The 22,217-nt window shown below is 64.4% G+C and carries 23 protein-coding genes and 1 other RNA gene; 8 read left to right on the top strand and 16 right to left on the bottom strand.

Annotated features, from left to right (window positions below):
• Position 1: 1 nt before the first annotated feature.
• The 7 genes from V6M89_RS19580 to V6M89_RS19610 are packed head-to-tail and all read right to left on the bottom strand — an operon-like array spanning position 2 to position 5,826.
• A complete protein-coding gene (locus V6M89_RS19580) occupies positions 2–1,975 on the bottom strand; it encodes a heme lyase CcmF/NrfE family subunit (RefSeq protein WP_332854738.1) in 1,974 nt (657 codons plus the stop codon).
• On the bottom strand, positions 1,972–2,415 hold the full coding sequence (gene ccmE, locus V6M89_RS19585) for a cytochrome c maturation protein CcmE (RefSeq protein WP_332854739.1): 444 nt from the start codon (positions 2,413–2,415) through the stop codon (positions 1,972–1,974). Before ccmE ends, V6M89_RS19580 begins: the two co-directional genes overlap by 4 nt.
• Complete coding sequence (gene ccmD / locus V6M89_RS19590) at positions 2,412–2,579, bottom strand: heme exporter protein CcmD (protein ID WP_332854740.1); 168 nt, start codon at positions 2,577–2,579, stop codon at positions 2,412–2,414. The genes ccmE and ccmD overlap by 4 nt, the downstream gene beginning before the upstream one ends.
• On the bottom strand, positions 2,576–3,361 hold the full coding sequence (ccmC, locus tag V6M89_RS19595) for a heme ABC transporter permease CcmC (protein WP_332854741.1): 786 nt from the start codon (positions 3,359–3,361) through the stop codon (positions 2,576–2,578). The genes ccmD and ccmC overlap by 4 nt, the downstream gene beginning before the upstream one ends.
• A gap of 19 nt (positions 3,362–3,380) precedes the next feature.
• A complete protein-coding gene (ccmB, locus tag V6M89_RS19600; protein WP_332854742.1) occupies positions 3,381–4,049 on the bottom strand; it encodes a heme exporter protein CcmB in 669 nt (222 codons plus the stop codon).
• On the bottom strand, positions 4,043–4,693 hold the full coding sequence (gene ccmA, locus V6M89_RS19605) for a cytochrome c biogenesis heme-transporting ATPase CcmA (protein WP_332854743.1): 651 nt from the start codon (positions 4,691–4,693) through the stop codon (positions 4,043–4,045). Before ccmA ends, ccmB begins: the two co-directional genes overlap by 7 nt.
• Positions 4,693–5,826 (bottom strand): sigma-54 interaction domain-containing protein, encoded by a 1,134-nt coding sequence (locus V6M89_RS19610; protein WP_332854744.1) that lies wholly within the window; start codon positions 5,824–5,826, stop codon positions 4,693–4,695. The genes ccmA and V6M89_RS19610 overlap by 1 nt, the downstream gene beginning before the upstream one ends.
• Before the next feature lie 290 nt (positions 5,827–6,116).
• Here V6M89_RS19610 and V6M89_RS19615 point away from each other — a divergent pair, with 290 nt between their 5' ends.
• Positions 6,117–7,004 carry an RNA polymerase sigma-70 factor gene (locus V6M89_RS19615; protein ID WP_332854745.1) on the top strand — a complete coding sequence of 296 codons (888 nt, stop codon included), beginning with the start codon at positions 6,117–6,119 and terminating at the stop codon, positions 7,002–7,004.
• 98 nt (positions 7,005–7,102) lie between these two features.
• A complete protein-coding gene (locus tag V6M89_RS19620; RefSeq protein WP_332854746.1) occupies positions 7,103–7,567 on the top strand; it encodes a carboxymuconolactone decarboxylase family protein in 465 nt (154 codons plus the stop codon).
• A 2-nt stretch (positions 7,568–7,569) separates the two neighbouring features.
• Here the strand turns inward: V6M89_RS19620 and V6M89_RS19625 are convergent, their stop codons facing one another.
• Positions 7,570–8,679, bottom strand: coding sequence for a DegT/DnrJ/EryC1/StrS family aminotransferase (locus V6M89_RS19625; RefSeq protein ID WP_332854747.1), 1,110 nt, complete (start codon positions 8,677–8,679; stop codon positions 7,570–7,572).
• Between the two features lie 120 nt (positions 8,680–8,799).
• Here V6M89_RS19625 and V6M89_RS19630 point away from each other — a divergent pair, with 120 nt between their 5' ends.
• Together V6M89_RS19630 and V6M89_RS19635 are read left to right on the top strand one after the other, a co-directional pair.
• Positions 8,800–9,819, top strand: coding sequence for a sensor domain-containing diguanylate cyclase (locus V6M89_RS19630; RefSeq protein ID WP_332854748.1), 1,020 nt, complete (start codon positions 8,800–8,802; stop codon positions 9,817–9,819).
• Positions 9,820–9,847: 28 nt separating this feature from the next.
• Positions 9,848–10,648, top strand: coding sequence for a substrate-binding periplasmic protein (locus V6M89_RS19635; RefSeq protein WP_332854749.1), 801 nt, complete (start codon positions 9,848–9,850; stop codon positions 10,646–10,648).
• A 372-nt stretch (positions 10,649–11,020) separates the two neighbouring features.
• On the opposite strand, the gene V6M89_RS19640 is transcribed toward V6M89_RS19635, so the two are convergent.
• The 5 genes from V6M89_RS19640 to V6M89_RS19660 all read right to left on the bottom strand — a co-directional run bounded on the left by V6M89_RS19640 (position 11,021) and on the right by V6M89_RS19660 (position 15,644).
• Positions 11,021–12,067 carry a S41 family peptidase gene (locus tag V6M89_RS19640; RefSeq protein WP_332854750.1) on the bottom strand — a complete coding sequence of 349 codons (1,047 nt, stop codon included), beginning with the start codon at positions 12,065–12,067 and terminating at the stop codon, positions 11,021–11,023.
• Positions 12,068–12,132: 65 nt separating this feature from the next.
• On the bottom strand, positions 12,133–12,885 hold the full coding sequence (locus V6M89_RS19645; RefSeq protein WP_332854751.1) for a LytR/AlgR family response regulator transcription factor: 753 nt from the start codon (positions 12,883–12,885) through the stop codon (positions 12,133–12,135).
• On the bottom strand, positions 12,885–14,216 hold the full coding sequence (locus V6M89_RS19650) for a sensor histidine kinase (RefSeq protein WP_332854752.1): 1,332 nt from the start codon (positions 14,214–14,216) through the stop codon (positions 12,885–12,887). Before V6M89_RS19650 ends, V6M89_RS19645 begins: the two co-directional genes overlap by 1 nt.
• A gap of 250 nt (positions 14,217–14,466) precedes the next feature.
• Positions 14,467–14,827, bottom strand: a transfer-messenger RNA (tmRNA) gene (gene ssrA / locus V6M89_RS19655).
• A 190-nt stretch (positions 14,828–15,017) separates the two neighbouring features.
• Complete coding sequence (locus tag V6M89_RS19660) at positions 15,018–15,644, bottom strand: hypothetical protein (protein ID WP_332854753.1); 627 nt, start codon at positions 15,642–15,644, stop codon at positions 15,018–15,020.
• A gap of 188 nt (positions 15,645–15,832) precedes the next feature.
• Between V6M89_RS19660 and V6M89_RS19665 the strand changes: the two genes are divergently transcribed.
• Genes V6M89_RS19665 through V6M89_RS19675 form a run of 3 tightly spaced genes read left to right on the top strand, consistent with a single transcriptional unit; the run spans position 15,833 to position 17,144 of the window.
• A complete protein-coding gene (locus tag V6M89_RS19665) occupies positions 15,833–16,477 on the top strand; it encodes a TetR family transcriptional regulator (RefSeq protein ID WP_332854754.1) in 645 nt (214 codons plus the stop codon).
• Positions 16,478–16,502: 25 nt separating this feature from the next.
• Positions 16,503–16,802: an antibiotic biosynthesis monooxygenase family protein gene (locus V6M89_RS19670; RefSeq protein ID WP_332854755.1), complete on the top strand. Its 300-nt coding sequence runs from the start codon at positions 16,503–16,505 to the stop codon at positions 16,800–16,802.
• Between the two features lie 39 nt (positions 16,803–16,841).
• A complete protein-coding gene (locus tag V6M89_RS19675) occupies positions 16,842–17,144 on the top strand; it encodes a hypothetical protein (protein ID WP_332854756.1) in 303 nt (100 codons plus the stop codon).
• Between the two features lie 11 nt (positions 17,145–17,155).
• Here the strand turns inward: V6M89_RS19675 and V6M89_RS19680 are convergent, their stop codons facing one another.
• The 3 genes from V6M89_RS19680 to V6M89_RS19690 are packed head-to-tail and all read right to left on the bottom strand — an operon-like array spanning position 17,156 to position 21,523.
• A complete protein-coding gene (locus V6M89_RS19680; RefSeq protein ID WP_332854757.1) occupies positions 17,156–19,441 on the bottom strand; it encodes a putative bifunctional diguanylate cyclase/phosphodiesterase in 2,286 nt (761 codons plus the stop codon).
• Position 19,442: 1 nt separating this feature from the next.
• The gene (pncB, locus tag V6M89_RS19685; protein WP_332854758.1) at positions 19,443–20,636 is read right to left on the bottom strand and encodes a nicotinate phosphoribosyltransferase; all 1,194 of its coding nucleotides are present in this window, start codon (positions 20,634–20,636) and stop codon (positions 19,443–19,445) included.
• A complete protein-coding gene (locus V6M89_RS19690; protein ID WP_332854759.1) occupies positions 20,633–21,523 on the bottom strand; it encodes a cysteine hydrolase in 891 nt (296 codons plus the stop codon). The genes pncB and V6M89_RS19690 overlap by 4 nt, the downstream gene beginning before the upstream one ends.
• A gap of 125 nt (positions 21,524–21,648) precedes the next feature.
• Between V6M89_RS19690 and V6M89_RS19695 the strand changes: the two genes are divergently transcribed.
• Positions 21,649–22,179: a DUF3455 domain-containing protein gene (locus V6M89_RS19695; protein ID WP_332854760.1), complete on the top strand. Its 531-nt coding sequence runs from the start codon at positions 21,649–21,651 to the stop codon at positions 22,177–22,179.
• The last annotated feature ends 38 nt before the right edge of the window (positions 22,180–22,217 follow it).

Consider the following 22,217-nt stretch of genomic DNA (forward strand, 5'->3'; position numbering starts at 1 on the left):
GTCAAATGGGAATCGCTGTGGTGGTCGGCAAGGCAGTCGCCTGCCGCGCCAGCCGGTAACGCTTGTCGGATGCGGCCAGCAAGCCGCCGCCGGCGATAATCAGGCATCCTGCCCAGATCCAGCCGACAAACGGCTTGCGCTGCATGCGCACCGCCCAGGCGCCGTCACTGGATGGTTCGCCCAGCGACAGGTAAATGTCACGCGTGAAGCCGCGATCGATGGCCGCCTCCGTCATCGGCATCTGCTGCACGGTGTAGTAGCGCTTTTCCGGATGTAGCGTCAGTACCTGGCCATCGCCGGCGCGCACCTCGAAGCTTGCGCGGGCGGCGATATAGTTCGGGCCATCGACTTTCTCCAGCGTGGTAAAGCTGTAGCGCCAGCCGCCGCTGACGATGCTGTCGCCGACGCGCATGCTGGCGTCCTCGGAGACTTCTCCTCCCTTGACCAGCGTGACGCCGGCCACGAACACCGCCACGCCCGCGTGCGCGGCCAGCATGCCCCAGTAGCTCAAGGGCTGCTTGCCCAGATGGTGGCCGAGCGATACGCCCTGCCCCGGCGCCGCAACGCGTTGGTACAGATGCAGCGCCGTGCCGAGAAAGATCCACACCGACAGCATCAAACCACCCGCCACGGCCGGCGTCATCTTCCAGGCCAGCCAGGCCGCCAGGCCAAACAGCAGCGACGTCTGCGCGATGCGTGACAGCCGCGCCAGCAACGGCCGCAGCGGCGCCGACTTCCATGCGACGAAAGGCGCGGCCGCCATCAACACCAGCACCGGCAGCATCAGCGGCACAAACACCGACTCGAAGTACGGCGCGCCCACCGATATCTTGCCCAGGTCCAGCGCGTCCAGGAACAAGGGATACAAGGTGCCCAGCAAGACCGTGGCCGCAGCCGTCAGCAGCAGCACGTTATTCAGCAACAGCAGCGATTCGCGCGAGAACAGCGCGAATCGTCCGCCCAGCCCGACCGACGGCGCGCGCCACGCGTACAGCGCCAGCGAGCCGCCGATGACGATCGCCAGGAAGATCAGGATGAACAGGCCGCGGCGCGGATCGGTCGCAAACGCATGCACCGACGTCAGCACGCCCGAGCGCACCAGAAAGGTTCCCAGCAGCGACAGCGAGAACGCGACGATCGCCAGCAATACCGTCCAGTTCTTGAAGCTGCCGCGCTTTTCCGTCACCGCCAGCGAGTGGATCAGCGCCGTGCCGACCAGCCATGGCATGAAGGAGGCGTTTTCCACCGCGTCCCAGAACCACCAGCCGCCCCAACCCAGTTCATAGTAGGCCCAGAAGCTGCCCATGAAGATGCCCAGCGTGAGGAAGGCCCACGCCACCAGCGTCCACGGCCGCGACCAGCGCGCCCACGCCGCATCCAGCTGGCCGCTCAGCAGCGCCGCGATGGCGAACGCGAACGCCACCGAGAAGCCGACGTAGCCCATGTACAGCAAGGGCGGATGGATGATCATGCCGAAATCCTGCAACAACGGATTGAGGTCGCGGCCATCGCGGGCGGCAGGCAGCAGGCGATCGAACGGATTGGAAGTGAACAGCATGAACAGCAGGAAGCCGACGCTGATCCACGCCATCACGCCCAGCACGCGCGCGGTCATCGCGGCAGGCAGGCGGCGGCTGAATACCGCCACCGCAGCGGTCCACACGGCCAGGATCAGCACCCACAACAGCAGCGATCCCTCATGGCCACCCCACACGGCCGCCACGCGAAAGTGAACCGGCAGCGTGGAATTGGAATTGGATGCCACATAGGCGACCGAGAAATCGTTGCCGACAAACGCCGCCAGCAGGCAGCCGAAGGCGAAGCTGACAAACACGAACTGGCCAGCCGCCGCAGGCCGCGCCAGCGCGATCCAGCGCTGGTTGCCGCGCCAGGCGCCGAGCAGCGGCAGGCTGCCTTGCACCAGCGCCAGGCACAGGGCCAACATCAGCGCGAAGTTACCGAGTTCGGCGATCATTTGTCCACCTTGGCGGTTTGTCGGCCTTTTTTCAACGCGTAGGCGGCGTCCGGCGGCATGTAGTTTTCATCGTGCTTGGCCAGGACTTCGTCAGCCACGAAGCGGTGGTCGTCGCCCAGTTTTCCTTGCGCGACCACGCCCTTGCCTTCCTTGAACAGGTCGGGCAGGATGCCGCGATAATGCACCGGCAGGCGTTGCACGGTGTCGGTGACGATGAAGCTGATGGTGATGCCATCCGCCTCGCGTTTCAGGCTGTTCGGTTCGACCATGCCGCCCATGCGGAAGCTCTTGTTGTGCGGTGCTTCGCCGGCCAGAACCTGGCTGGGGGTGAAGAAGAAGACCAGGTTTTTCTGGAAAGCCGACAGTATCAGCCACGCCGCCACCAGCAACGCGCTCAATGCCGCAGCCAGCAACGCCAGGCGCTGTTGACGGCGCGTCATGATCGCCCCCCGGCGGCGCGCGCGGCCTTGAGCGCGGCGCGGCGGCGCAATGCCAACGCGGCCTGTTCACCCGCCAGCGCCGCCGCAACGACGGCGAACGAACCCCATACGTACTTCGCATACCCACCCATCGCGATCAAATCGCTCCAGCTATCCCAAATCATTGTTGCTCCGTGATGTAACGTTGTACCCATTCCGCGTTCCGCTCGCGTTCCAACACGATGGCGCGCAGTCTTTGCAGCGTGGCGGCGATGGCATAGGCCCACAGCGCCAGCGTCATGATCAGCATCCCTTGCAGCATCAGCGTTGCCATGGTCGGCGCGCTGCGCAGCGATACCGACGAGCCTTGATGCAGCGTGTTCCACCACTGGACGGAAAAATAAATCACCGGTACGTTGACCACACCCACCAGCGCCAGCACGGCGCCGGCGCGGTCGGCGCGGCGCGTATCGGATATCGCCGCTTGCAGCGCCATGAAGCCGATGTAGAGGAACAGCAGGATCAGCTCCGACGTCAGCCGCGCATCCCACACCCACCACGCGCCCCATGTCGGCTTGCCCCACAAGGCGCCGGTCCACAGCGCCAGGAAGGTGAACAAGGCGCCGGTGGGCGCCAGCGCGCTGGCCATCATCGACGACAGCCGCGTGTTCAGCACCAGCCCGACGGCGGCCCAGAAAGCCATCGCCAGGTAAATCAGCATCGACAGCCACGCCGCAGGAACGTGGACGAAGATGATGCGATAGGAGTCGCCCTGCTGGAAATCGGTCGGCGCGGCGAACAGGCCGATATACAGTCCGATCGCCGACAGCAGCAGCGCGGCGGCCAGCAACCACGGTATCAGGCGTCCGGCCAGCCGGAAGAAGGCATGCGGCGCGGCGTAGCGCAGCCAGTTGGCGGCGCGCGGATGTTCGGCGCCGGCGGTATAGGAGGTTCGGATGCTCAGCACAATGGTGTTCCTTCTTTAGTCATTCCAACGAAATACGCAGCGCCGATGCGGTGGCCCACGGCGCCAGCGCCGCGGCGCCTGCCAGCAGTCCGCCCAACAGCAGCAGATTGGCTTCGGCCGTGCTGCTGCCGGCATCGGCCACGGCGGCGCCGGCGCCGAAGATCAGCACCGGCGCATACAAGGGCAGCACCAGCAGGGCCACCAGCACGCCGCCGCCGCGCACATCCAGCGTGAGCGCGGCGCCGATGGCCCCCACCAGGCTCAGTGCCGGCGTGCCCACCAACAGGCTGAGGGCCAGCGCCGTCGTCGCCTCTCCGCTCAAGCCGAACTGCAAGGCCAGTACAGGCGTCAGCAGCACCAGCGGCAGGCCGCTGACCAGCCAGTGCGCGACCACCTTGCCGGCCACGATCAGCACCAGCGGCTCGGACGACAGCAGCATCTGCTCCAGCGTGCCGTCGGCGTGATCGAGGCCGAACAGGCGGTTCAACGCCAGCGTGCTGGCCAGCAGCGCAGCCACCCACAGCACGCCGGGGCCCAGTGTCCGCAGCAGTTCCGGTTCCGGCCCCACGCCTAAAGGGAACAAGGTGCAGACGATGACGAAGAACGTCAGCGTGCTCAAAATATCGGTGCGGCGGCGGAACGCCAGCAGCAGATCGCGCCGTATCACATGGGCCAGCGCGTTCAGCATGGCAGCAGCCGGTCCAGGTCGAACTGCTCCAGGCGCCGCGCTTGCAGGGCCTGCGCCTGGTGCGTGGTGTAGACCAGCATGCCGCCGCTTGCCAGGTGCCGGTTCAGCGTTCGGCACAAGGTTTGCACCGCCGCCTGGTCCAGCGCGACAAACGGCTCGTCCAGCAGCAGCAAGGGCGGTAGCGGATCGATCGCCAGCCGCGCCAGCGCCACCCGGCGCCGCTGCCCCTGCGACAGCGCGCGCGCCGGCAGATCCGCCAAGCCGCCCAGGCCCACGCTGACCAGCGCCACCACGGCCTGCTCCCGGCTGCACGCGGTGCCGGACAGCGTGCTGGCGGTCGCCACGTTCTCCCATGCCGACAGGTCGTCCTTGACCGCGCTCGCATGGCCGCAGTAGATCAGTTGGCGGTGATAGTCCTCGCGCAGTTGCTGGATGGGATGGCCGTTCCAGCGCACCTCCCCCGCCAGCGGCCGTCCCAGACCGCACAGCAATCGCAGCAGGCTGGTTTTGCCGCTGCCGTTGCCACCCTTGAGCCACAAGGCTTCGCCGCTTTGCAGCTCGAAATTCAGATCGCTGAACAACTGCCGCTCGCCGCGCGCGCACGCCAGCCGGTGCGCCTGCAGACGCATGGTCGTGGCCCCCATCAGTGCTGCAGCAGTTCGCCGTGGCCGGTCGCGCCACCGACCGCGCCCAGCTCACCCGCCGTCTCGAAGCCGATCAGGCCAAAGCGCTTCAAGTGCGTGCGCAGGATGTTGCGGCTGATGCCCAGCACCCTCGCCGTCTGCACCTGGTTGCGATGGCAGGTGTCGAAGGCGGTGCGCACCAGGCCTTCCTCGAAGCGGTCGAACAGGTCCGGCTGGTCACTGTCGATCATGCTGTTGACCAGCGCTGACAGCTGCTGCTGGAACGTCTCCGCGCTGGGACGCGGCGGCGCCGACGGCGCCTGCCGCGCGTGATGGCTGTGATGGCGGTGCGAGATGCCGGTCAGCTTCAGGTCTTCGGCCGCGATCTGGTTGTCGCGGCAGACGATCAGCGCGAAGTGGATGACGTTTTCCAGCTCGCGGATATTGCCCGGCCATTCGTAGGACAGCAGCGCCGCCCTGGCGTCCGCCGCCAGCGTGACGTTCTCCAGATTCAGCTTGCCGCTGTAGACATCGATGAAGTGGCGCGCCAGCGGCAGGATGTCGCCGGTGCGCTCGCTCAGCGGCGGCAGGTGCACGGTCGCCACGCCGAGGCGGTAGTACAGGTCCGAGCGGAAGCGGTCGGCCGCAATCGCCTTGTGCAGGTCGACGTTGGTGGCCGCCACCAGCCGCACGTTCAGCGGTATCGGCTGGCGCGCGCCGAGGCGCACCACCTGCCGCTCCTGCAGCACCCGCAGCAGCTTCACTTGCAGCGCCAGCGACAGGTCGCCGATCTCGTCGAGAAACAGGGTGCCGCCGTTGGCCGCTTCAAACCAGCCGGAACGCGCCTGCGTAGCGCCGGTGAAGGCGCCCGCCTCGTGGCCGAACAGCTCCGCATCGATCAGCGATTCGCTGAAGGCGCCGCAGTTGACCGCGACGAAGGGGCCGCGTCGTCCGCTCTGCGTATGGATGTGGCGCGCGATCAGCTCCTTGCCGGTGCCGGTCTCGCCGATGATCAGCGTGGTGGCGTCGCTGCGCGCGATGCGCTCCACTTGCTGCAACAGCTCCGACGAGCGCGGATCTTGAAACAGCATGGCCTTGGCGCGGATCGACAGGGTCATCCCGGACTGGTCGGGGAAGGTAAGTAGTTTGTCCACGGCGGTTCCTGTTATTGTTGAGGAGTCAAGTCAGCGTAAGGCGAATTTATTGCGTCGCACACGAATCATTACGTACATCTAAATTCACATTCTGGATAAAGACACCACACCCCTTGTGTGGACTGGCGCGGCTTGCGGGAAGAACGTAAAATAATTTTGCGCAGGGTGTTGTATTTTTTGCTGCACCGCGGGGTGCTGTGAAATCAACAGTTCATCAACAGCCGACCAACATCTGTCACAAAACCGGACGCCGGCGCGTCTAAGCTCGACGACCACTACTTTTACTTGCCATGACCGAGACCACCTCCTCCGCCGAACTGACCACCTTCGCCGCGCTGCGCCCACGGCTGTTCTCCATCGCCTATCGCATGCTCGGCACCCGCGCCGACGCCGAGGACGTAGTGCAGGATGCCTGGCTGCGCTGGCACGGCAGCGAACAACAGGCGGTGCAATCGGCCGAGGCCTGGCTGGTGACCATCACCACCCGCCTCGCCATCGACCGCCTGCGCTCGCGCATGGCGGAGCGCGAGTCCTATGTCGGCTGGTGGCTGCCGGAGCCGATCGTGGAGCTGGACGAGCGCACGCCGGAGAGCAGCGCGGAGCTGGCGAGCGAGGTGTCGATGGCCTTCCTGTGGGTGCTGGAGCGCTTGTCGCCGGAGGAGCGCGCGGCCTTCCTGATGCGGCAGGTGTTCGACCAGGATTACGCCGATATCGCGGGCATGCTGGGCAAGAGCGAATCGACCTGCCGGCAGATGGTGCATCGCGCGCAGGAGCGCGTGCAGCAGCAGAAGCCGCGCTTCGACGTGCCGAAGGAGCAGCATCGCGATTTGCTGGTCAAGTTCATGGAGGCGGCCAAGGTCGGCGACCGCGCGGCCATGAAGGCGATGATGGCTGGCGACGTACAGCTGGTGGCCGACGGCGGCGGCAAGGTCAACTCCTTCCTGCACATCCTGCACGGCGCGGGACGGGTGGCGGGCGTGTACTGGTCGCTGGAACACCAGAATCCGAACCGGGTCGCCTACCGGCAGGCGCGCGTCAACGGCGTGCCGGGGCTGGTGCGCTATGTGGACGGCAAACTGGAGTCGGCGCAGTCCTTCCAGGTGGAGGATGGCCGCATCGCGGCGATCTTCATCGTGCGCAATCCGGACAAGCTGACCGGATTGCCGCAATTTATTTAAAAAAAATTTAAAAAAGCTGTCACAGAACGCGAAGCCGGGGCGTCTTACAGGTATGAAGGGCGCAATGGTGTGCCCTCACTGACTGAAAAGGCGCCATCATGAACCACTCCGCACGCATCCCCTTCTTCCAACTGGCACAACCCCAGCTGCACGCGATGATCGCGTTGTCCGGCTCCGTCAAGAAAAGTTCGCTGGGCGCGCGCCTGGTGGAGCTGATCAATCTGCGCGTGTCGCAGATCAACGGCTGCGGCGTGTGCATCGACATGCACTGGCGTGACCTGATCAAGCAGGAAGCCAATCCGCGCCACCTGAACGCCATCGCCGGCTGGCGCGAAGCACCGTTCTTCAGCGACCGCGAACGGGCAGCGCTGAACTGGGCCGAGGCGGTCAACGCGATCCCGCACCAGCATCCGAGCGACGACGATTTCGCCCTGCTCCAGCAGCATTTCACCGATAACGAAATCGCCGAGATCAGCTACACCATCGCCGTGATCAAGGGTTGGAACACCATCAACGCCAGCCTGCGCAACCAGATTCCGGAAGTACCGGCGCCTGGCATGTAAGGTCAGCGTTTGAGGACTTGTGCGACCACGGCGCAGACGTGGTCGACATCTTCCAGCGTCATCGCCGCGTGCAGCGGCAGGGTGACGGTTTCGCGCGCGATGCGTTCGGCGTTGGGGAACTGGCCGTCGGTGTAGCCGTAGCCGCGACCGACGGTGGTCAGGTGGCAGGCTTCATACGACATTCCGGTACCGACGCCCTGCTCCTGCAAGGCGGCGCGGAAGCTCTGCCGCGTGTGGCCGAACTGTTCGTACGGGATCAGCACATTGAACATGTTCCAGCTCTGGCGCGGCACGCCTTGCGGCGGCAGCACCACGCCCGGCATCGGCGGGAATTTTTCAAAGTAGCGCTCGACCAGCGTGGCGCGCTGCGCCAGGAAGCGCGGCAGCTGCTTCAGTTGATGGACGCCGATCACCGCCGACACGTCGGACATATTGAATTTTCCGGCGGCGATGGCGACGTCGCGCGTGTCGTCCGGCAGGCGCTTGATGCCGTGGAAGCGCAGCACGTCCACCAGTTTGGCTTCGTCCTCGCTGGCGACGACGATGGCGCCGCCTTCGATGGTGGTCATGTTTTTATTCGGGTGGAAGCTGAAGACGGCGATGTCGCCGAAGCCGCCCACCGGCTGGTCCTTCCAATACGAACCTTGTACCAGCGCGGCGTCTTCAATCACGCGCAGCTGGTGGCGCTTGGCCAGCGCGTACAAGGCGTCGATGTCGCCCAGCGCGCCGGGGAAATGGGTCGGCATGATGGCCTTGGTGCGCGGCGTGATGGCCGCCTCCACTTGCGCCAGGTCGATGGCGCGGGTGTGCAGCTCGCAATCGACGAACACCGGCGTGGCGCCGACCTTGACGATCATGTTCATCGCGGAGAAGAAGGTTTGGGCGGAGGTGATCACCTCGTCGCCGGGGCCGATGCCGCACACTTGCAGCGCGATCTCCATCGCGCCCGTGGCTGACGTCAGCACCCGTGTGGGACGCGCACCGAAACTCTCCGATAGCGCACGCTCCAGCTCAGTGACATTGGGGCCGGTGGCTATCCAATTGGAATGCAGTACGGCGGCTACGGCCTGGATGGTGTCTTCATCAAGTTGGGGTTGGGCAAATTTGAGCATGGGTGTGGCCTGGACGACGAAACTGGGGAGGATGATTCTACCAGCGCGGCGACGCCCGGTGATACCATAAAACTGCGACAAACTTCAGACGTCAGTCCTCAACTTGTAGCGACCTCAAAAATGACCTATCAACCGGCGAACAACATCTCGCAACTCAGCACTATCGAGTTGGTCGAAGCGATGCAGTGCATGCCCGTGGGCGTGACCATTATCGATCGCAGCCTGCAGATGCGATTCTGGAACGACGCGTTCTGCCGCCTGCTGGATTTCCCGCAAGAGATCATGCATGCGGGCGTGACGTTGCAGGAATTGTTCCTGTTTAACGCCAAGCGCGGCGACTATGGCCCCGGCGATCCCGACGACCAGGCCCAGGAGCGCATTCGGCTGAGCATGATGTTTCAACCGCATCAGTTCACCCGCACCCGCGCCGACGGCACCGTCCTCGACATCACCGGCCGGGTGATCCATGACCCGGGTGGGCAGGCGATCGGTTTCGTCACGATCTATCAGGATGTCACGCGCGAGCATCAGCATGCGCAGCATCTGCTGGCCGCCAACAAGGAGCTTCAGGTTGCCTATGACGATCTGCGGCTGGCCCAGATCAGCTACGCCGCGATGGAAGAGGACCGGCGCCGCTACTACCAACTGGCGGTGCGCGATCCACTGACCGGCTTGTTCACCCGCTACTACATGGAAGACGCGGCGGCGCGCCTGATCGAACTGCATGAGCGCGACGAAGCCACGCGCTTGGCCTTGCTGGTGTTCGATGTCGATCGCTTCAAAGACATAAATGATGCACACGGGCATCTCGGTGGCGATACGGTGCTGCGCCATATCGCGCTCCTGCTCAAGCAGCACTCGCGCCGGTCCGATGTCGCGGTACGTTTTGGTGGCGACGAATTTGCCGTTTTTCAATCGGGTGTCGGCGACATGGAATGCCTGGCGTTTGCCGAGCGCTTTCGCGAGGCCGTGTGCGCAACCCGGCTGGATGGCGAGCTGTCCGAGCTCAGGCTATCGATCAGCGTCGGGGTGGCCGAGCATCGGATCGGCGAATCGATGACCGATCTGTTGTCGCGCGCCGACGCGGCGCTGTATGCCGCCAAGCGCGCCGGCCGCAACTGTGTGCAAAAAGCGGATTAGAGTCGTGAACTTTTCCTGGGGAGGCTCCATGCTCATGCGGATGCTGGCTTGCTGGCTGCTGTTATGCCTGGGCGGATCAGCGCAGGCCGGCTCTGTCGAATGCGGGGACATCAAGCTGGCGTTTCACAACGTCGGCGCCTTGTATTATCGCGGGCCGGACGGCGCCTGGACCGGCATCGACAAGGATGTCGTCGATGAGCTGGCTAAACGCACGGGATGCCATTTTCAGGCCACCCTGGAATCGCGGGTGCGCATCTGGACCATGCTGGCTGGCGGCAAGCTGGACATGTCGGTATCCGGCATTCCGACCCCGGAGCGGGAAAAATTCGCCCGTTTCATCCCCTACTTCGCCGCGCGCAACTACGTGCTGCTGGACCAGAGCTTGCCGGCGTCGGCCACCACGGCGGAAGGTTTCCTGGCCGCTCAGGGGTATAAAGTCGCGGTCGTCAAGAGTTACAAGCATGGGGCTGGGTACGATCTGTGGCTGGACAAATTGCGGGCGCAGGGACGGGTGTATGAAGCCGCCGACTTCCCCTCGGTGGTGCGGCTATTGAAGATAGGCCGCGTACAGGCGGTCCTGGCCGTGCCGGTCGTTTGGGTGCCCGTCCTGAAGCAGGAGGGCTTGAGCGAGTCGGTCCGTGTGATGGACTGGGTTCCCAGGGAAAATATCGCCCATGGACTGATCATCTCGCGCGAACGTATTCCAGCGGCAACCGCTGAGCGCATGGCCAAGGCGATCGAGTCGATGCGCAATGACGGCACGCTGTTGATGATCTTCAGGCGTCATATAGGCGATGAGCTTGCGAGTGGTTTGCTCAATTATCAATAAAGCTGAAGTGCGTGCCCTGCAGTTGCCACCTAACGCGCCGATTTACGCCGTTCGTAAGGCACGTTCGGTGGCAAGGACGAACGGCGCAGACGAACGCCTTGCGTTTCGATACCGGCCAGAAGCCCCCACGCGGCAACCCAACGTGACGCTCGATCTTTCAGAGGTATCGATTGCGTGGCAATTGCGCGGCCAAGCGCGATGATCATTCTATTCATCGCGTAAGACTTCTTTTGCGGACACAAACTGGCAATGCGCGCCATAGCAGCTCCGTATTTACTGGGTCGACGTCGTACATCATCCCCCGCTCAGAAAGAACGTACCGTGCGCCATCCCACTTATGTTCGTAATCCATCGTGCACGCCCCGCGCCATACTAAAGATGTTGAAGTGATGCGCCGCCATTCAGTTGTCGCTGCATCAGATCTTTGGCCGCCGCGAGCGCATCGTCCACCTTTGCCGCAACATCCGGGGTGACGCCCACGCCCTCCCAGTTTGTATGGGTGATGGGGCTGATCGAGCGCTTGCTTGGGATAAAGGCAAAAAAATGCTCACTGAGACGATATGGGCGCGAAGCGTTAGCGCCGCCCCAGGTGCGTTCGCCGATCACCGTGGCGCGTTTCAGCGCCTGCATTTGGTACGCGAATGATTCGGCGGCGGACTTGGTATCGGGGCCCGCCAGGATGAGGACCGGCTTCTTGCCGCCATAGCGCTTGCCGTCAAGCTTATCCCGCGTCCAATACTGCGTGGTGATGCCGGTCGCACGTTCCCAGCTGTCGTCGAGGCGGGTGCGCTCGTCAACCAGATAGCTGATCAGTAGCGCCACTGCGTCTCCCCCGCCACCGCCGTTGTTGCGTAGATCGATGATGAGGCCATCGGTGTCAGCGAGTTCATTCATCGCTGCGGCGAACTTGTCGGATACGAGGAAAACCGGCCCGAAAGAGGAAATCTGCAGGTAGCCAATATTGGGGCTAAGGTGATCAACCTTTTCCACGCCAAGGTTTGATGCGAGGACCCTTGCAAGCACGGCAGGCGGCACCTGTTTTTCCCACTCCGCCCGCGTCTGGGGTGGCGGCGGCATGGCATCATCGGGCGACACCGGGCGGGCACTGACATCTACTAACAGATGCTTGTCGTGAACAACGCCATTAATGTCATCCAACAGCTGTTTGGCCAGTTGTTTACCGTCCGTGATCCCATCGTACTTGCCCTCGCGCTGGTGCTGGCGCAAGACGACCTCGGCTTGTTGGGCTTTGTCTGGAAAAACGTAGTTGGCATTCAGCTTGGCAACCAGCGTATCGATGACCTCCAAACGGGCCGCCCGATCGACCTCCACTGTCGGCGGCGCCGGGGGCGTGCCGGCAATTGCTCCTGTCTCGGCCAGCAATAACAAAGACAGTGTGACCATCCATTTCTTTTTCATTATTTTCCTTTCACATCATTATGTGGAAACGATTAATTGCGCGCCGTCGGCACGAGGGCGGCCGACTACATCTGGCGGAACTGCCTGGTAAACCCCTCACTAACGGACAAGCGTTCGGTCCGGCCTTTCAGGATCACCTCCAGGCCGGCGCCGCCGCGCGCGCCCTGTTCACTGCGTTCGATCCGGTCGACGGCCTGGAGGTTGACGATGGCGCTGCGGTGGATTTGCGCGAACAGCTGCGGGTCCAGCTGCTCGAGCAGGGACTTGATGGGCAGCCGAATCAGCGCATCGCCTCTGTCCGTCACCACCCGTGTGTACTTCTCGTCCGACTGGAAGTACAGCACTTCGCTCACCATCACCAGCCGCACCGTATTGCCGCTCGAAGCCTTGATCCACTTGAGGTACACCGGCGCGCTCTCCTGCTCGAACAGCCTTTCCCACACGGCCGGCGGCGGGCTTGCGGCCGCGCGCGACTTCAGGCGGCGGATCGTCTGCAGCAGACGCGCGGTCGTCAACGGCTTGACCAGGTAGTCGGCCGCGCCGGCATCGAAAGCGGCCAGCGCATAGTCCGCGTAGGCCGTAACGAACACCACCTGGCAGGACTCGGGAATATGGCGCGCCACCTCCATGCCGTTCAGGCCGGGCATCTGGATGTCCAGGAACACGATGTCCGGTTTCAGCGCATCGATGGCCGTCACCGCGTCGATGCCGTTTTCGACTTGGCCGGCGATCTGCAGCTCGGGCCACAGGACGCGCAGCTGGTCCGTCAGTTCCGCCCGCAGCAGAGGCTCGTCTTCGACGATCAGGGCGCTGGGCATCAGGCGTGGCTCCCTGCCACAGGCACCGCCAGCACGGCGCGCACGCCTTGTCCGTCGCCGGGCTCCACGAACAGGCTGGCCTCGCGCCCGTACAGCAGCAACAGGCGCTCTGCGATATTCGCCAGCCCCGTGCCCTGCCCGGCCTGTTCGGTCAAGCCGACGCCGTCGTCGACCACGGACACGCTCAGCAGCTTGCCCTCTCTCTTGCTCTCGCACCTTGCGCTGACGGTGATCAGGCCCGGCCGGCTGGCCCGCTCCAACCCGTGTTTGACGGCGTTTTCCACAAGCGAGATCAGCATCGCCGGCGGAAACGGCAGGCGGCGCAATCCCTCTTCCACCTCGACCGCGAAGCGCAGGCGCGCGCCCATGCGGATGCGCATCAGCGCCAGGTAGTCGCTCACAAGATCCATTTCTCGTCCGAGAGTCGAGGACACCGAGCGCATATCCGGCAGCGCGTTCTGCAGGTAGCCGACCAGGTGGTCGAGCATCTCCTGCGCGGCCTGCTGGTTGGTGCGGATCAGATACTTCAGATTGGCCAGGGTGTTGAACAGGAAGTGCGGCTCGACCTGGGCCTGCAAGGCCGACAGGCGCGCCTGCAGCGAGGTGCGTTCCAGCTCGCGTTCACGCCGAGCCGCATCCAGTGCGTTGGCATGGCGCGCGAGGTGCTGGCGCAGCTGGGCGCACACCATTTCTGCGGCCTTCAGCGACTCGCCCTGCTGGATCGCGAACCAGGCCAGGCCCGGGCGGCAGTGCAGCTCGATGTGGCAGCTGGGACCCAAATCGGACGATACCCTCACCTCGACATGGCGCCCCAGCGCCAGCGGACGCCAGCGGCCCAGCACGATCCGGCCCTTGAACGGGTCGTGGAAGAACGCCGGCGGGCCGGAGTAGCCGAGCGCCGTGCCGAGCGCGAGTCCCGACAAGGATTCGGTGCACAGGTCAAAGGTGGTATAGGGATTAAACGGCGCATCGATGCGGCGCGTCACCGAGGAGGCCATCGCCTCGGCACACAGCGCCTTGCCCTCGTCGACCAGCCGGGCAAGAAAGCCGCGGGCGATCCCGTTCGACATCAGCGCGAACCAGGCCATCACCGCCAGCACACCGCCGCCGACCATGTACGGATTCAACTTGCGGGCCTCGAATTCGCCCGGCGCAGCCGTGCCGACGTTCAGCCAGAGCGGCAGCAGCGCGATCGCCAGCGACAGGAACAGCAGCGAACCGGCGTTGAAGCGCAGCGCCGATTGCAGCAGGTAGCGGCGCACCAGGCGGCGGTCGTGCCTGACCTCCGGTACGGGAGGAGCGTTGAATGGCAGAAATGCGGGAGAACTCATTAAATTCCTCGAGTTGAGCTTGTCCCGCCATTCTAGCGGCTCGGGTGCGCGTGTTTTCGCCCATGCGACGAATGACCGCAAATCGGGGAGGAAACCGGCGCCGGCCGGATGAATGCCGGCGGCCGAATCGCTGACTGGGCTTGGCGGTGCCTGCGGCGATTTTTTTTATAGATGACGCCAGCGCCAGCAATAGGATTAAAAAGAAAGCCCCACCAGGCTTTCGCCTGGCGGGGCTTTCTTTTTAATCCAGTGGTGGAGACGGCGGGAATCGAACCCGCGTCCGCAAGCACTCTACAGACAGTTCTACATACTTAGCACTATCATTTAATTTAACCAGTACAACACGGATGTGCACGTTTTGGACTAGCGATTCACCTTAGATTTAGCGCGGATTGAAGTGACCCCTCACAGCGCGAGTCCCTGTAAATGACTCCACAGCTTTTAACGGCCCACCCCAGGGACGAGGTGTTGTGGAGCTAACAGCAATTAAGCTGCCAGTGCGTACGAGTTATCGTTTGCAGTTAAGTTTTTTCAGGTTGTATTTACGAGGTAGCCCGCCCTCGGTATGCCCTGCGCTGCTTTGCAACCCACGTCGAAACCAGGTCGTCCCCACAGAACTCCATTCTACCGCACTTTGCCCGCCTTCGCATCCTCCCCTGAAGCGCACGTCAAACGCCCGTCATATTTGACCGTTATGATGATCGCAGTTCTCACACAGAACGACCATTTAGCGCCTCCCAGAGGCGGCTACTACCGGCGCCGGCGGTCGGGAAATATACCGGCACCAACATTCTCCGCTCGTTACAGCATCTGCCCAGCTTTGGCCACCAGCCCCAAAATCCCGAGAAAACCAGAGATCATCAGCGCGACCAGCCAACGAAACTGGGCGTCACTGCGATCCATCCGCTTCTGACTTTCATGTATCACTGTGTCGATGCGGATGGTGGTTTCACGGTGCAAATTGTCGATGCGACCACTAATTTCCCTGTGCATGCCGTCTAAGCGACTTGACGTGTCTCTTTGCAATTCGTAATTTTGAGTATTCATCGCCAAGAAATGGGCCGCAGTCTCCTGCCGAACCTGCTCTATCTTGACATCGACCAGTTTGAAGTTCTCTGCAGTCTCCTGCCGAACCTGCTCTATCCTGGCATCGACCGCCTTGAAGTTGTCTGCGGTTTCCTTACGCAAATCGTCTATCCGCGCGGTGACTTCGCGACGCGTCTCATCTATCCGCGCCATGGTCTCGTGACGCAGTTCATCTATCCGCGCCGTGGTCTCGTGACGCAGTTCATCGATCCGGGCGTTGACCTCCTTGAAGCCGGCACCCATCTCCTGCCTTAATATTTCCATGTCCGGGCTCATATCCTCATCCTCGGCACCACTGTGGCCGTTGTCAAGCTGAGCTAACGCGTTATTTTTCGCATGCATGGAACGGCCCCTACCCTATCCAGCCAGCTTAATCCCGGCTCCACGCCACATCTCTGATCTGCCTCAAGGCCATCCTTGCGCAGCGTTGTTGCGACGCAGCATAAAATAGGATTTCTGCATGCTTTTTCGGGTGCAAGCGACACTCTGCATTAAAATGAAAGCCACACTTCCCGCGCCTGAGCCTCGCCATGCCCGATGCCGCCGTCCTCGCCGCTCCCAGCCCCAAGAAACGCGGGCGGCCCCACAAGGGGAAAGGCGGCGGCCTGCGCGCCGAATTGCTGGAGAAATCGGCCCAGCTGTTCCGCACCAAGGGCTACGACAACACCACCGTGCGCGAGATCGCGGCCGCCGCCGGCATCCAGGCCGGCAGCTGGTTCTATCATTTCAAGACCAAGCAGGACATCCTGGCCGCCATCATGGAACAAGGCCTGGCCCGTTCGCTGGCCGAGATCGAAGCCATCGCCCGCCAGCCGCTGCCGCCCTGCGACCTGCTGCGCCAGCTGGTCGAGGCCCATCTGCATACCTTGCTGGCGCCCGACCACCATTTCATCGCCGTGCTGCTGTACGAATGGCGCTCGCTGGACGAATCCTCGCGCGCCCGCATCGTCGCCCTCAAGGACCGCTACGAGGCGGTGTGGGACCACGCCATCGCCGCGCTGCACCGCTCCGGCGACTGGGCCATGCCCTCGCAATTCGACCGCCTGCTGATCTTCGGCGCGCTGAACTGGACGGTGCAATGGTACAAACCCGGCAGCGGCGTCGACGTCCAGCAACTGGCCCAGCAGGCAATGCTGTTCATCTTGCGCACGCCGGCCGCGCTTGAGGCACAATAGAGGCGTATCTTGAAAGGAATGCCCTATGATCTATGAAATCGCCGAGTTGTACATCAAACCCGAATCCCACGCCGCCTTCCAGGCCGCGGTAGCCGAGGCTGTGCCTGTGTTCCGGGCCGCCACCGGCTGCCTGTCGATGCGCCTGGACCGCGACATCGAAGTGCCGGACACGTATCATCTGGTAGTGGGCTGGGAAACGCTGGACAACCATCTGGTCGATTTTCGCGCCAGCCAGGGCTTCCTGGTCTGGCGTGGGCTGGTGGGCAGCTATTTCGCCCTGCCGCCGAAAGTGGAACATTTCGAAACCGTGGTCCCCGGCTTTTAAGCCGCCCATCGCTGTCCAGTCTCAAGACGGAGGCTCATCATGACACGTACCATCCATCGCAATTTCGACCAGGTGACGGACGCCGAAAGCGCCCGCAGCGCGCTGCTGTCGAGCGGCTTCCCGCCGTCCTGCGTCAAGCTGACCAAGCATACGACGCTGCCGCCCAGCGTCTCGACCAGCATGGTCGGCAACCTGCTGGACTCGCTGACGCCGGGCGGCCCGGCCGCAGCCGCCCACGCGCGCCAGCGCAGCGGCGCCATGCTGACCATCGATATCTACGACGAGGACGAGGGCGCCAAGGCGGACAGCATCATGGGCGGCTTCGGCGCCACCGGGGCCTAGCAGTCCAACAATCAGGTGGACAGCAGGCCGGCCGCTTCGGCCTGCTGGCGCCGCATCCATTCGCCGGCGTCGGCCACGGTCAGCGCTCGCGCGTAGAAGAAACCCTGCAAGGCGTGGCAGCCGGCGTCGCGCGCGGCCACCGCTTGCTCCAGCGTTTCTATGCCTTCGGCCACCACCTGCAGGTCGAGCGCGGCGGCCAGCTGGCAGATCGCCTTGACCACCGCCACCGCGTCCGGCGCCGGCAGCGGGTCGATCAGGCCGCGGTCGATTTTCACCGTACTCAACGGCAGCTGGCGCAGCATGCTCAGCGACGAGAAGCCGGTGCCGAAATCATCCATCGCGACGTCGATGCCCAAGGTGCTCAGGTGTTGCAACTGCAGCCGGGTGTCGTCGAGGTTGTCGACCGCGGCGCTTTCGGTGATCTCCAAGGTCAGGCAACGCGGCGGGATGGCGGTCTCGCTCAGCGTCTGCTCGACGATCTGCAGGAAACCGCGATTGAGCAGCTGCATCGGCGAGACGTTGACCGCCACCGGCACGCAATCGCCCAGCTCGGCGCACCAGACGGCGATCTGGCGGCAGGCTTGCCCCAGCAGCATGGCGCCCAGCTCCGGGATCAAGCCGGTGCGCTCGGCGATGGCGATGAATTCCACCGGACTGACCCAGCCAATGCCCGGCCGCACCCAGCGCGCCAGCGCCTCAAAGCCCAGCAGCTTGCCGGTCACGGCGTCGATCTTGGGCTGGTAGTCCAGATAGATCTCGTGGTTCTTGATGCCTTTGCGCAGCGCCTGCTCGTTGTCCAGCGTCTGGCTCGACATCTGCTCGAAGCGCTGTTCGGCCATGGCCAGCGCGGTGCCCGGGGTGCGCTTGGCCTGGTACATGGCGGCGTTGGCGGCGCGCAGCAGCGCTTCGGCGTTGCCGGCGTTGTCGGGGAAGACCGCCATGCCCATCGAGGCGTCGATGAAGTATTCGCCGCCCGGCACGGTGAGCGCCTGCACGCAGGCGTTTTTCAAGCGCTCGGCGATGTCTCGCGCATTGCCTTCGTCGGGGTCGACGATGGCGAATTCGTCGCCGCCCAGCCGTATCAATTCGGCGCGCGCGCCGAGCGCGTCCTTGAGCTTGGCGGCGAAGGCCTTGAGCACGTGGTCGCCCGTCACATGGCCCTGGCTCTGGTTGAACAGTTTGAAGCGGTCGATATTCAGCACCACCAGCGTGCAGTGCAAGGAGCCGTCGGCCAGGTAGCAGTACTCCCGCAGGCGCTGCATCAGCACGGCGCGGTTGGGCAGGCCGGTCAGCTTGTCGTGCGTGGCCTGGTGCACCAGCGCGCGGGCGCTGGCGTTGCGCTCGGTGTCGTCGGTGATCAGGATCTGGGTGGCGCCGACGCCGTCCCATTCGACCCGCCACGCTTCGAAGCGCAGCTCCAGTTCGCGGCCGCCGGCCACTTCGCGCCGGCCTTCCCAGCTGGCGATGTCGAGCTTGCCTTCCTGCAGCAGGCGGTGCTGGCGCTGCAATTGCTCGTCGCTGAAGCTCTCCGGCGGCAGGTCGGCAAACACCGTGTAGTTGCCCTGCCCCAGCGGCATGCCGTAGATGCCGCGCACCGCCGGATTGGCGTACAGGATGCGCTGGCCGTCGGTGACCACCACGCCCTGCACCGAGTGCTCGGTCAGCAACTGGAAGCGGGCGGCTAGCTTGCCGGCGTCGCGCAGCGCACCGTCCAGCGCGCTCAGCATGAAGACGGTGCCGATCGCGGCGCGCAGCACGGTGCCGAACACGATGTTGGCGGCAATGCCCTGCTCGCCGTACAGCACCAGCAGCAGCTGGTTCAGGCCCAGCAGGATCAGCAAGGGACCGACCAGGCGCTCCAGCGCGTGGGTGGACCACAGCCAGCGGGTGGCCAGCGCGCCCAGTCCGCACAGCACCAGCATATTGCACAGCGGCCAGTAGAACAGCTTGCCGGCGACGTCCGGCGCCACCAGCGCGGCGGCGGCGGCCACACCGATGGCGATGGCGACGCCGCGCGGCAGGCGGCGGCCGGCCAGCTGCATCACGCCGGAGCCGAGGAACAGCAGGTTGGAGATGGCGCCGACCAGCACCAGCGGCATGCCCAGGCGGTCGAACGGCGCCGGCGCGGTGGTATGGATCAGGTAGGCCAGCGGGATCAGCGCGGCGAACAGCGTCGAGCAACCCATGTGGTGGGCGAAGGCCTGGTTGCGGTGGCGTCGCCATACCAGCAGCAGCGCCGCGCCGATGACGGCGTACATGGCGGCGTTGAGCAGGTACAGGTAGCGCATGCTGTCCATGTCAGGCCGCCGGGTGGTTGAACACTTGCCGCAGATAGGCCAGGAAGGTCTCGTCCTTGCATAGCGTCTTGCCGGGCGAGTCGGACAGCTTGGCCACCGACTGGCCGTTGCAGCACACCAGCTTCATGACGATGTTCAGCGGCGTCAGGCCGACGTCGTTGGTCAGGTGGGTGCCGATGCCGAAGCCGGTCATGATGCGGTCGGCGAAGTGGCGGTACAGCGCGAACGCGGTCTCCAGCTTCAGGCCGTCGGAGAACACCAGGCGCTTGGTGTTGGCGTCGACCCGCAGCGCGGCGTAGTGGGCCAGCGCTTTTTCGCCCCACACCACCGGGTCGCCGGAATCGTGGCGCAGGCCGTCGAACAGCTTGGCGAAGTACAGGTCGAAGTCGTCGAGGAAGGCGTCCATGCCGACCACGTCGGTCAGGGCGACGCCGAGGTCGCCCCGGTATTCCTGCACCCAGGCTTCCAGCGAGGCTTTCTGGAAATCGCGCAGGCGCACGCCGAAGGCCTGGAACGACTGCATGTATTCGTGCGCCATGGTGCCGATCGGCACCAGGCCGAACTTCATCGCCTGGTAGACGTTGGAAGTGCCCTTGAAGTATTGCGGCACTTCGCGCGCCAGCCGCTGCACCACTTCGTCGTGCCAGGCGGCCGAGTAGCGGCGGCGGGTGCCGAAGTCGGAGAATTCGAAGGGGTGGCGCCTGGCCGGCTCGGCGCCGAAGGCCTTCAGGGCGGCGATCTTGGCGCTCAGGCGCGCGCGGCCCTCCTCCAGCGCGGCGGCGCCGTCGAAGCGGCGGAAGTACAGCTCGTTGACGATGTAGAGCACATAGATCTCAAAGCCCATCACGTGCACCTGTGGGCCGCTGGCGTGGATCACCAGCGTGGCGCCGTCGGCGCGCACCTCGATGAACTTGCGCTGGAAACGGAACACGGTGAGGAAGTCGACGAAATCGCTCTTGATGTAACGCAGCGAGCGCAGGTAGTTCAGCTCCTCGTCGCGGAAGCTCATCGAGCACAGGTGGTCGAGCTCGCGTTCGATGTCGGGCAGCAGCTCGGTCAGCGGATAGGCGGTGGCGTTGCGGCAGACAAACTCGTACTCGGTGTGCGAGTTCGGATGGCCGTGCAACAGCGCCTGCCACATGGTGAACTTGTATAAATCGGTCTCCAGCAGGCTGCGGACGATGGGTTGGTTCATGCGGGGTCCGTTCCCAGCGCGCGGCTGGCGTTGGCCAGCAGTTCGGGCAGCACGTCGGCCGCCTGCCGCAGCTGCACGCCGCGCGCCTGCATCGCTTGCAGGAAGGCCTGGTATTGCGGCTCGAAGCCGGTCACGGGGCTGATGCAGTCGGTCAGCAGGACCAGCTTGGACAAGGGCTGCCCGCCGAAGTGCTCGACGATGTGCTCGACCGTGGCCTTGACGCAGTGGCTGCCGGCCTCGCCGGCGATGTAGACCTGGTCGGCCTCGGCCAGCGAGGCGATGAACTTGGTGTTGAGCTGGGTGTCCGGGTCGTCGGCGTCCGGCACCTCGGCCATCACGGCGGAATAGTGCTCGGTCCACGGGTTCGAGCCCTTGGCCAGCTTGGCGACGATGCCCAGCGAAGCTTCCTCCCAGGCGCCGTAGGCGGCACGCACATGATCGTGGACGTTGTGGCCCCAGGTGCCGATCTCGCAATGCACCGGCCACACCATCAGCCGGTAGCGGCCCGCCGCCTCCAGTTTGTCGAGGTAGTTCAGCGCCAGCGGCAAGGCGCCGGCATGGCGCGGCAGGAATTTTTCGGCGCGCACGTCGGCCGCGCTGATCTGCGTGAACGGCGCCACCGGCGCGCCGTCGCGGGCGATCCAGAAGGTCGGGTGGGCGATGTCGAAGCGATGGTGCGAGTCCAGCGTGATGCTGATGGCGGTCAGGCCGGCGCGGCCGCGGTTGATCAGGCCGGCCAGGCGCAACATATCCTGGTGGGCGCCGAGCACCGGCAAGGCCGGCGCGTGCGGCGCGCGGGTGGCCGGGTCGAGCGGCAGGTGGCTGTCCGGCAGATCGCAAAAATCGTTTTGCGGATCGATGATCAGCAGATGCAGGTTGCGTTTCATGTGAGCTCCGATGCTTGCTTAACTGTATATGATTTTGCCCGATAGCGCGGGCCGACGGTGAGGATTATCGGCCAAGCCGCACGAATTTGCGTAAAATGCATTTTCAACAAGATGGAGGAAACCATATGAACACTCGTCTGCTCTCCGCCGCCGCGCTGGCGGCCGCACTGTCCGGTTGCGCCAGCACCGGTTTTCCGCCGGTGACGGTGCCCGACGCGCTGCAAGCGCCCGCCGGCCACCGGCTGTCGCTGGCGGCCAACGCCAGCGGCGTGCAGATCTATGTCTGCAGCGCCGCCAAGGCCGTTCCGGCCCAGACGGAATGGGTGTTCAAGGCGCCCGAGGCGGCGCTGTTCGACGCCGCCGGCGCCAGCCTCGGCAAGCACTACGCCGGCCCGACCTGGGAGGGCCTGGACGGCAGCAAGGTGGTCGGCGAGGTCAAGGCCAAACAGGACGATCCGGCCGGCCAGGCGATCCCGAGGCTGCTGCTGGCGGCCAAGTCGGCCAGCGGCGACGGCACCTTCGGCCGCGTCAGCTACGTGCAAAGGCTGGCGACCGAAGCGGGCAAGGCGCCGGCCGGCGGCTGCAGTACGACCGAACTGGGCAAGGAAGCGCGGGTGCCGTACAAGGCGCTGTACCGCTTCTACGTGCCCGGCTGACGGGCGCGCCCCGGACGCAAAAAAACTCCCTGCCGGCA

Source organism: Duganella sp. S19_KUP01_CR8 (assembly GCF_036688705.1).
Classification (GTDB): domain Bacteria; phylum Pseudomonadota; class Gammaproteobacteria; order Burkholderiales; family Burkholderiaceae_D; genus Rugamonas.

Coding starts and splice junctions, on each gene's coding strand:
- V6M89_RS19645 (WP_332854751.1), bottom strand. CDS start 12,885: ATGCCCAGCGCCCTGATCGTCGAAGACGAGCCTCTGCTGCGGGCGGAA.
- V6M89_RS19660 (WP_332854753.1), bottom strand. CDS start 15,644: ATGCATGCGAAAAATAACGCGTTAGCTCAGCTTGACAACGGCCACAGT.
- V6M89_RS19625 (WP_332854747.1), bottom strand. CDS start 8,679: ATGCTCAAATTTGCCCAACCCCAACTTGATGAAGACACCATCCAGGCC.
- V6M89_RS19615 (WP_332854745.1), top strand. CDS start 6,117: ATGACCGAGACCACCTCCTCCGCCGAACTGACCACCTTCGCCGCGCTG.
- V6M89_RS19675 (WP_332854756.1), top strand. CDS start 16,842: ATGACACGTACCATCCATCGCAATTTCGACCAGGTGACGGACGCCGAA.
- ccmB (WP_332854742.1), bottom strand. CDS start 4,049: ATGCTGAACGCGCTGGCCCATGTGATACGGCGCGATCTGCTGCTGGCG.
- V6M89_RS19620 (WP_332854746.1), top strand. CDS start 7,103: ATGAACCACTCCGCACGCATCCCCTTCTTCCAACTGGCACAACCCCAG.
- V6M89_RS19580 (WP_332854738.1), bottom strand. CDS start 1,975: ATGATCGCCGAACTCGGTAACTTCGCGCTGATGTTGGCCCTGTGCCTG.
- ccmD (WP_332854740.1), bottom strand. CDS start 2,579: ATGATTTGGGATAGCTGGAGCGATTTGATCGCGATGGGTGGGTATGCG.
- V6M89_RS19635 (WP_332854749.1), top strand. CDS start 9,848: ATGCTCATGCGGATGCTGGCTTGCTGGCTGCTGTTATGCCTGGGCGGA.
- V6M89_RS19640 (WP_332854750.1), bottom strand. CDS start 12,067: ATGAAAAAGAAATGGATGGTCACACTGTCTTTGTTATTGCTGGCCGAG.
- ccmE (WP_332854739.1), bottom strand. CDS start 2,415: ATGACGCGCCGTCAACAGCGCCTGGCGTTGCTGGCTGCGGCATTGAGC.
- pncB (WP_332854758.1), bottom strand. CDS start 20,636: ATGAACCAACCCATCGTCCGCAGCCTGCTGGAGACCGATTTATACAAG.
- V6M89_RS19690 (WP_332854759.1), bottom strand. CDS start 21,523: ATGAAACGCAACCTGCATCTGCTGATCATCGATCCGCAAAACGATTTT.
- V6M89_RS19665 (WP_332854754.1), top strand. CDS start 15,833: ATGCCCGATGCCGCCGTCCTCGCCGCTCCCAGCCCCAAGAAACGCGGG.
- V6M89_RS19680 (WP_332854757.1), bottom strand. CDS start 19,441: ATGGACAGCATGCGCTACCTGTACCTGCTCAACGCCGCCATGTACGCC.
- V6M89_RS19670 (WP_332854755.1), top strand. CDS start 16,503: ATGATCTATGAAATCGCCGAGTTGTACATCAAACCCGAATCCCACGCC.
- ccmA (WP_332854743.1), bottom strand. CDS start 4,693: ATGGGGGCCACGACCATGCGTCTGCAGGCGCACCGGCTGGCGTGCGCG.
- V6M89_RS19630 (WP_332854748.1), top strand. CDS start 8,800: ATGACCTATCAACCGGCGAACAACATCTCGCAACTCAGCACTATCGAG.
- V6M89_RS19650 (WP_332854752.1), bottom strand. CDS start 14,216: ATGAGTTCTCCCGCATTTCTGCCATTCAACGCTCCTCCCGTACCGGAG.
- V6M89_RS19695 (WP_332854760.1), top strand. CDS start 21,649: ATGAACACTCGTCTGCTCTCCGCCGCCGCGCTGGCGGCCGCACTGTCC.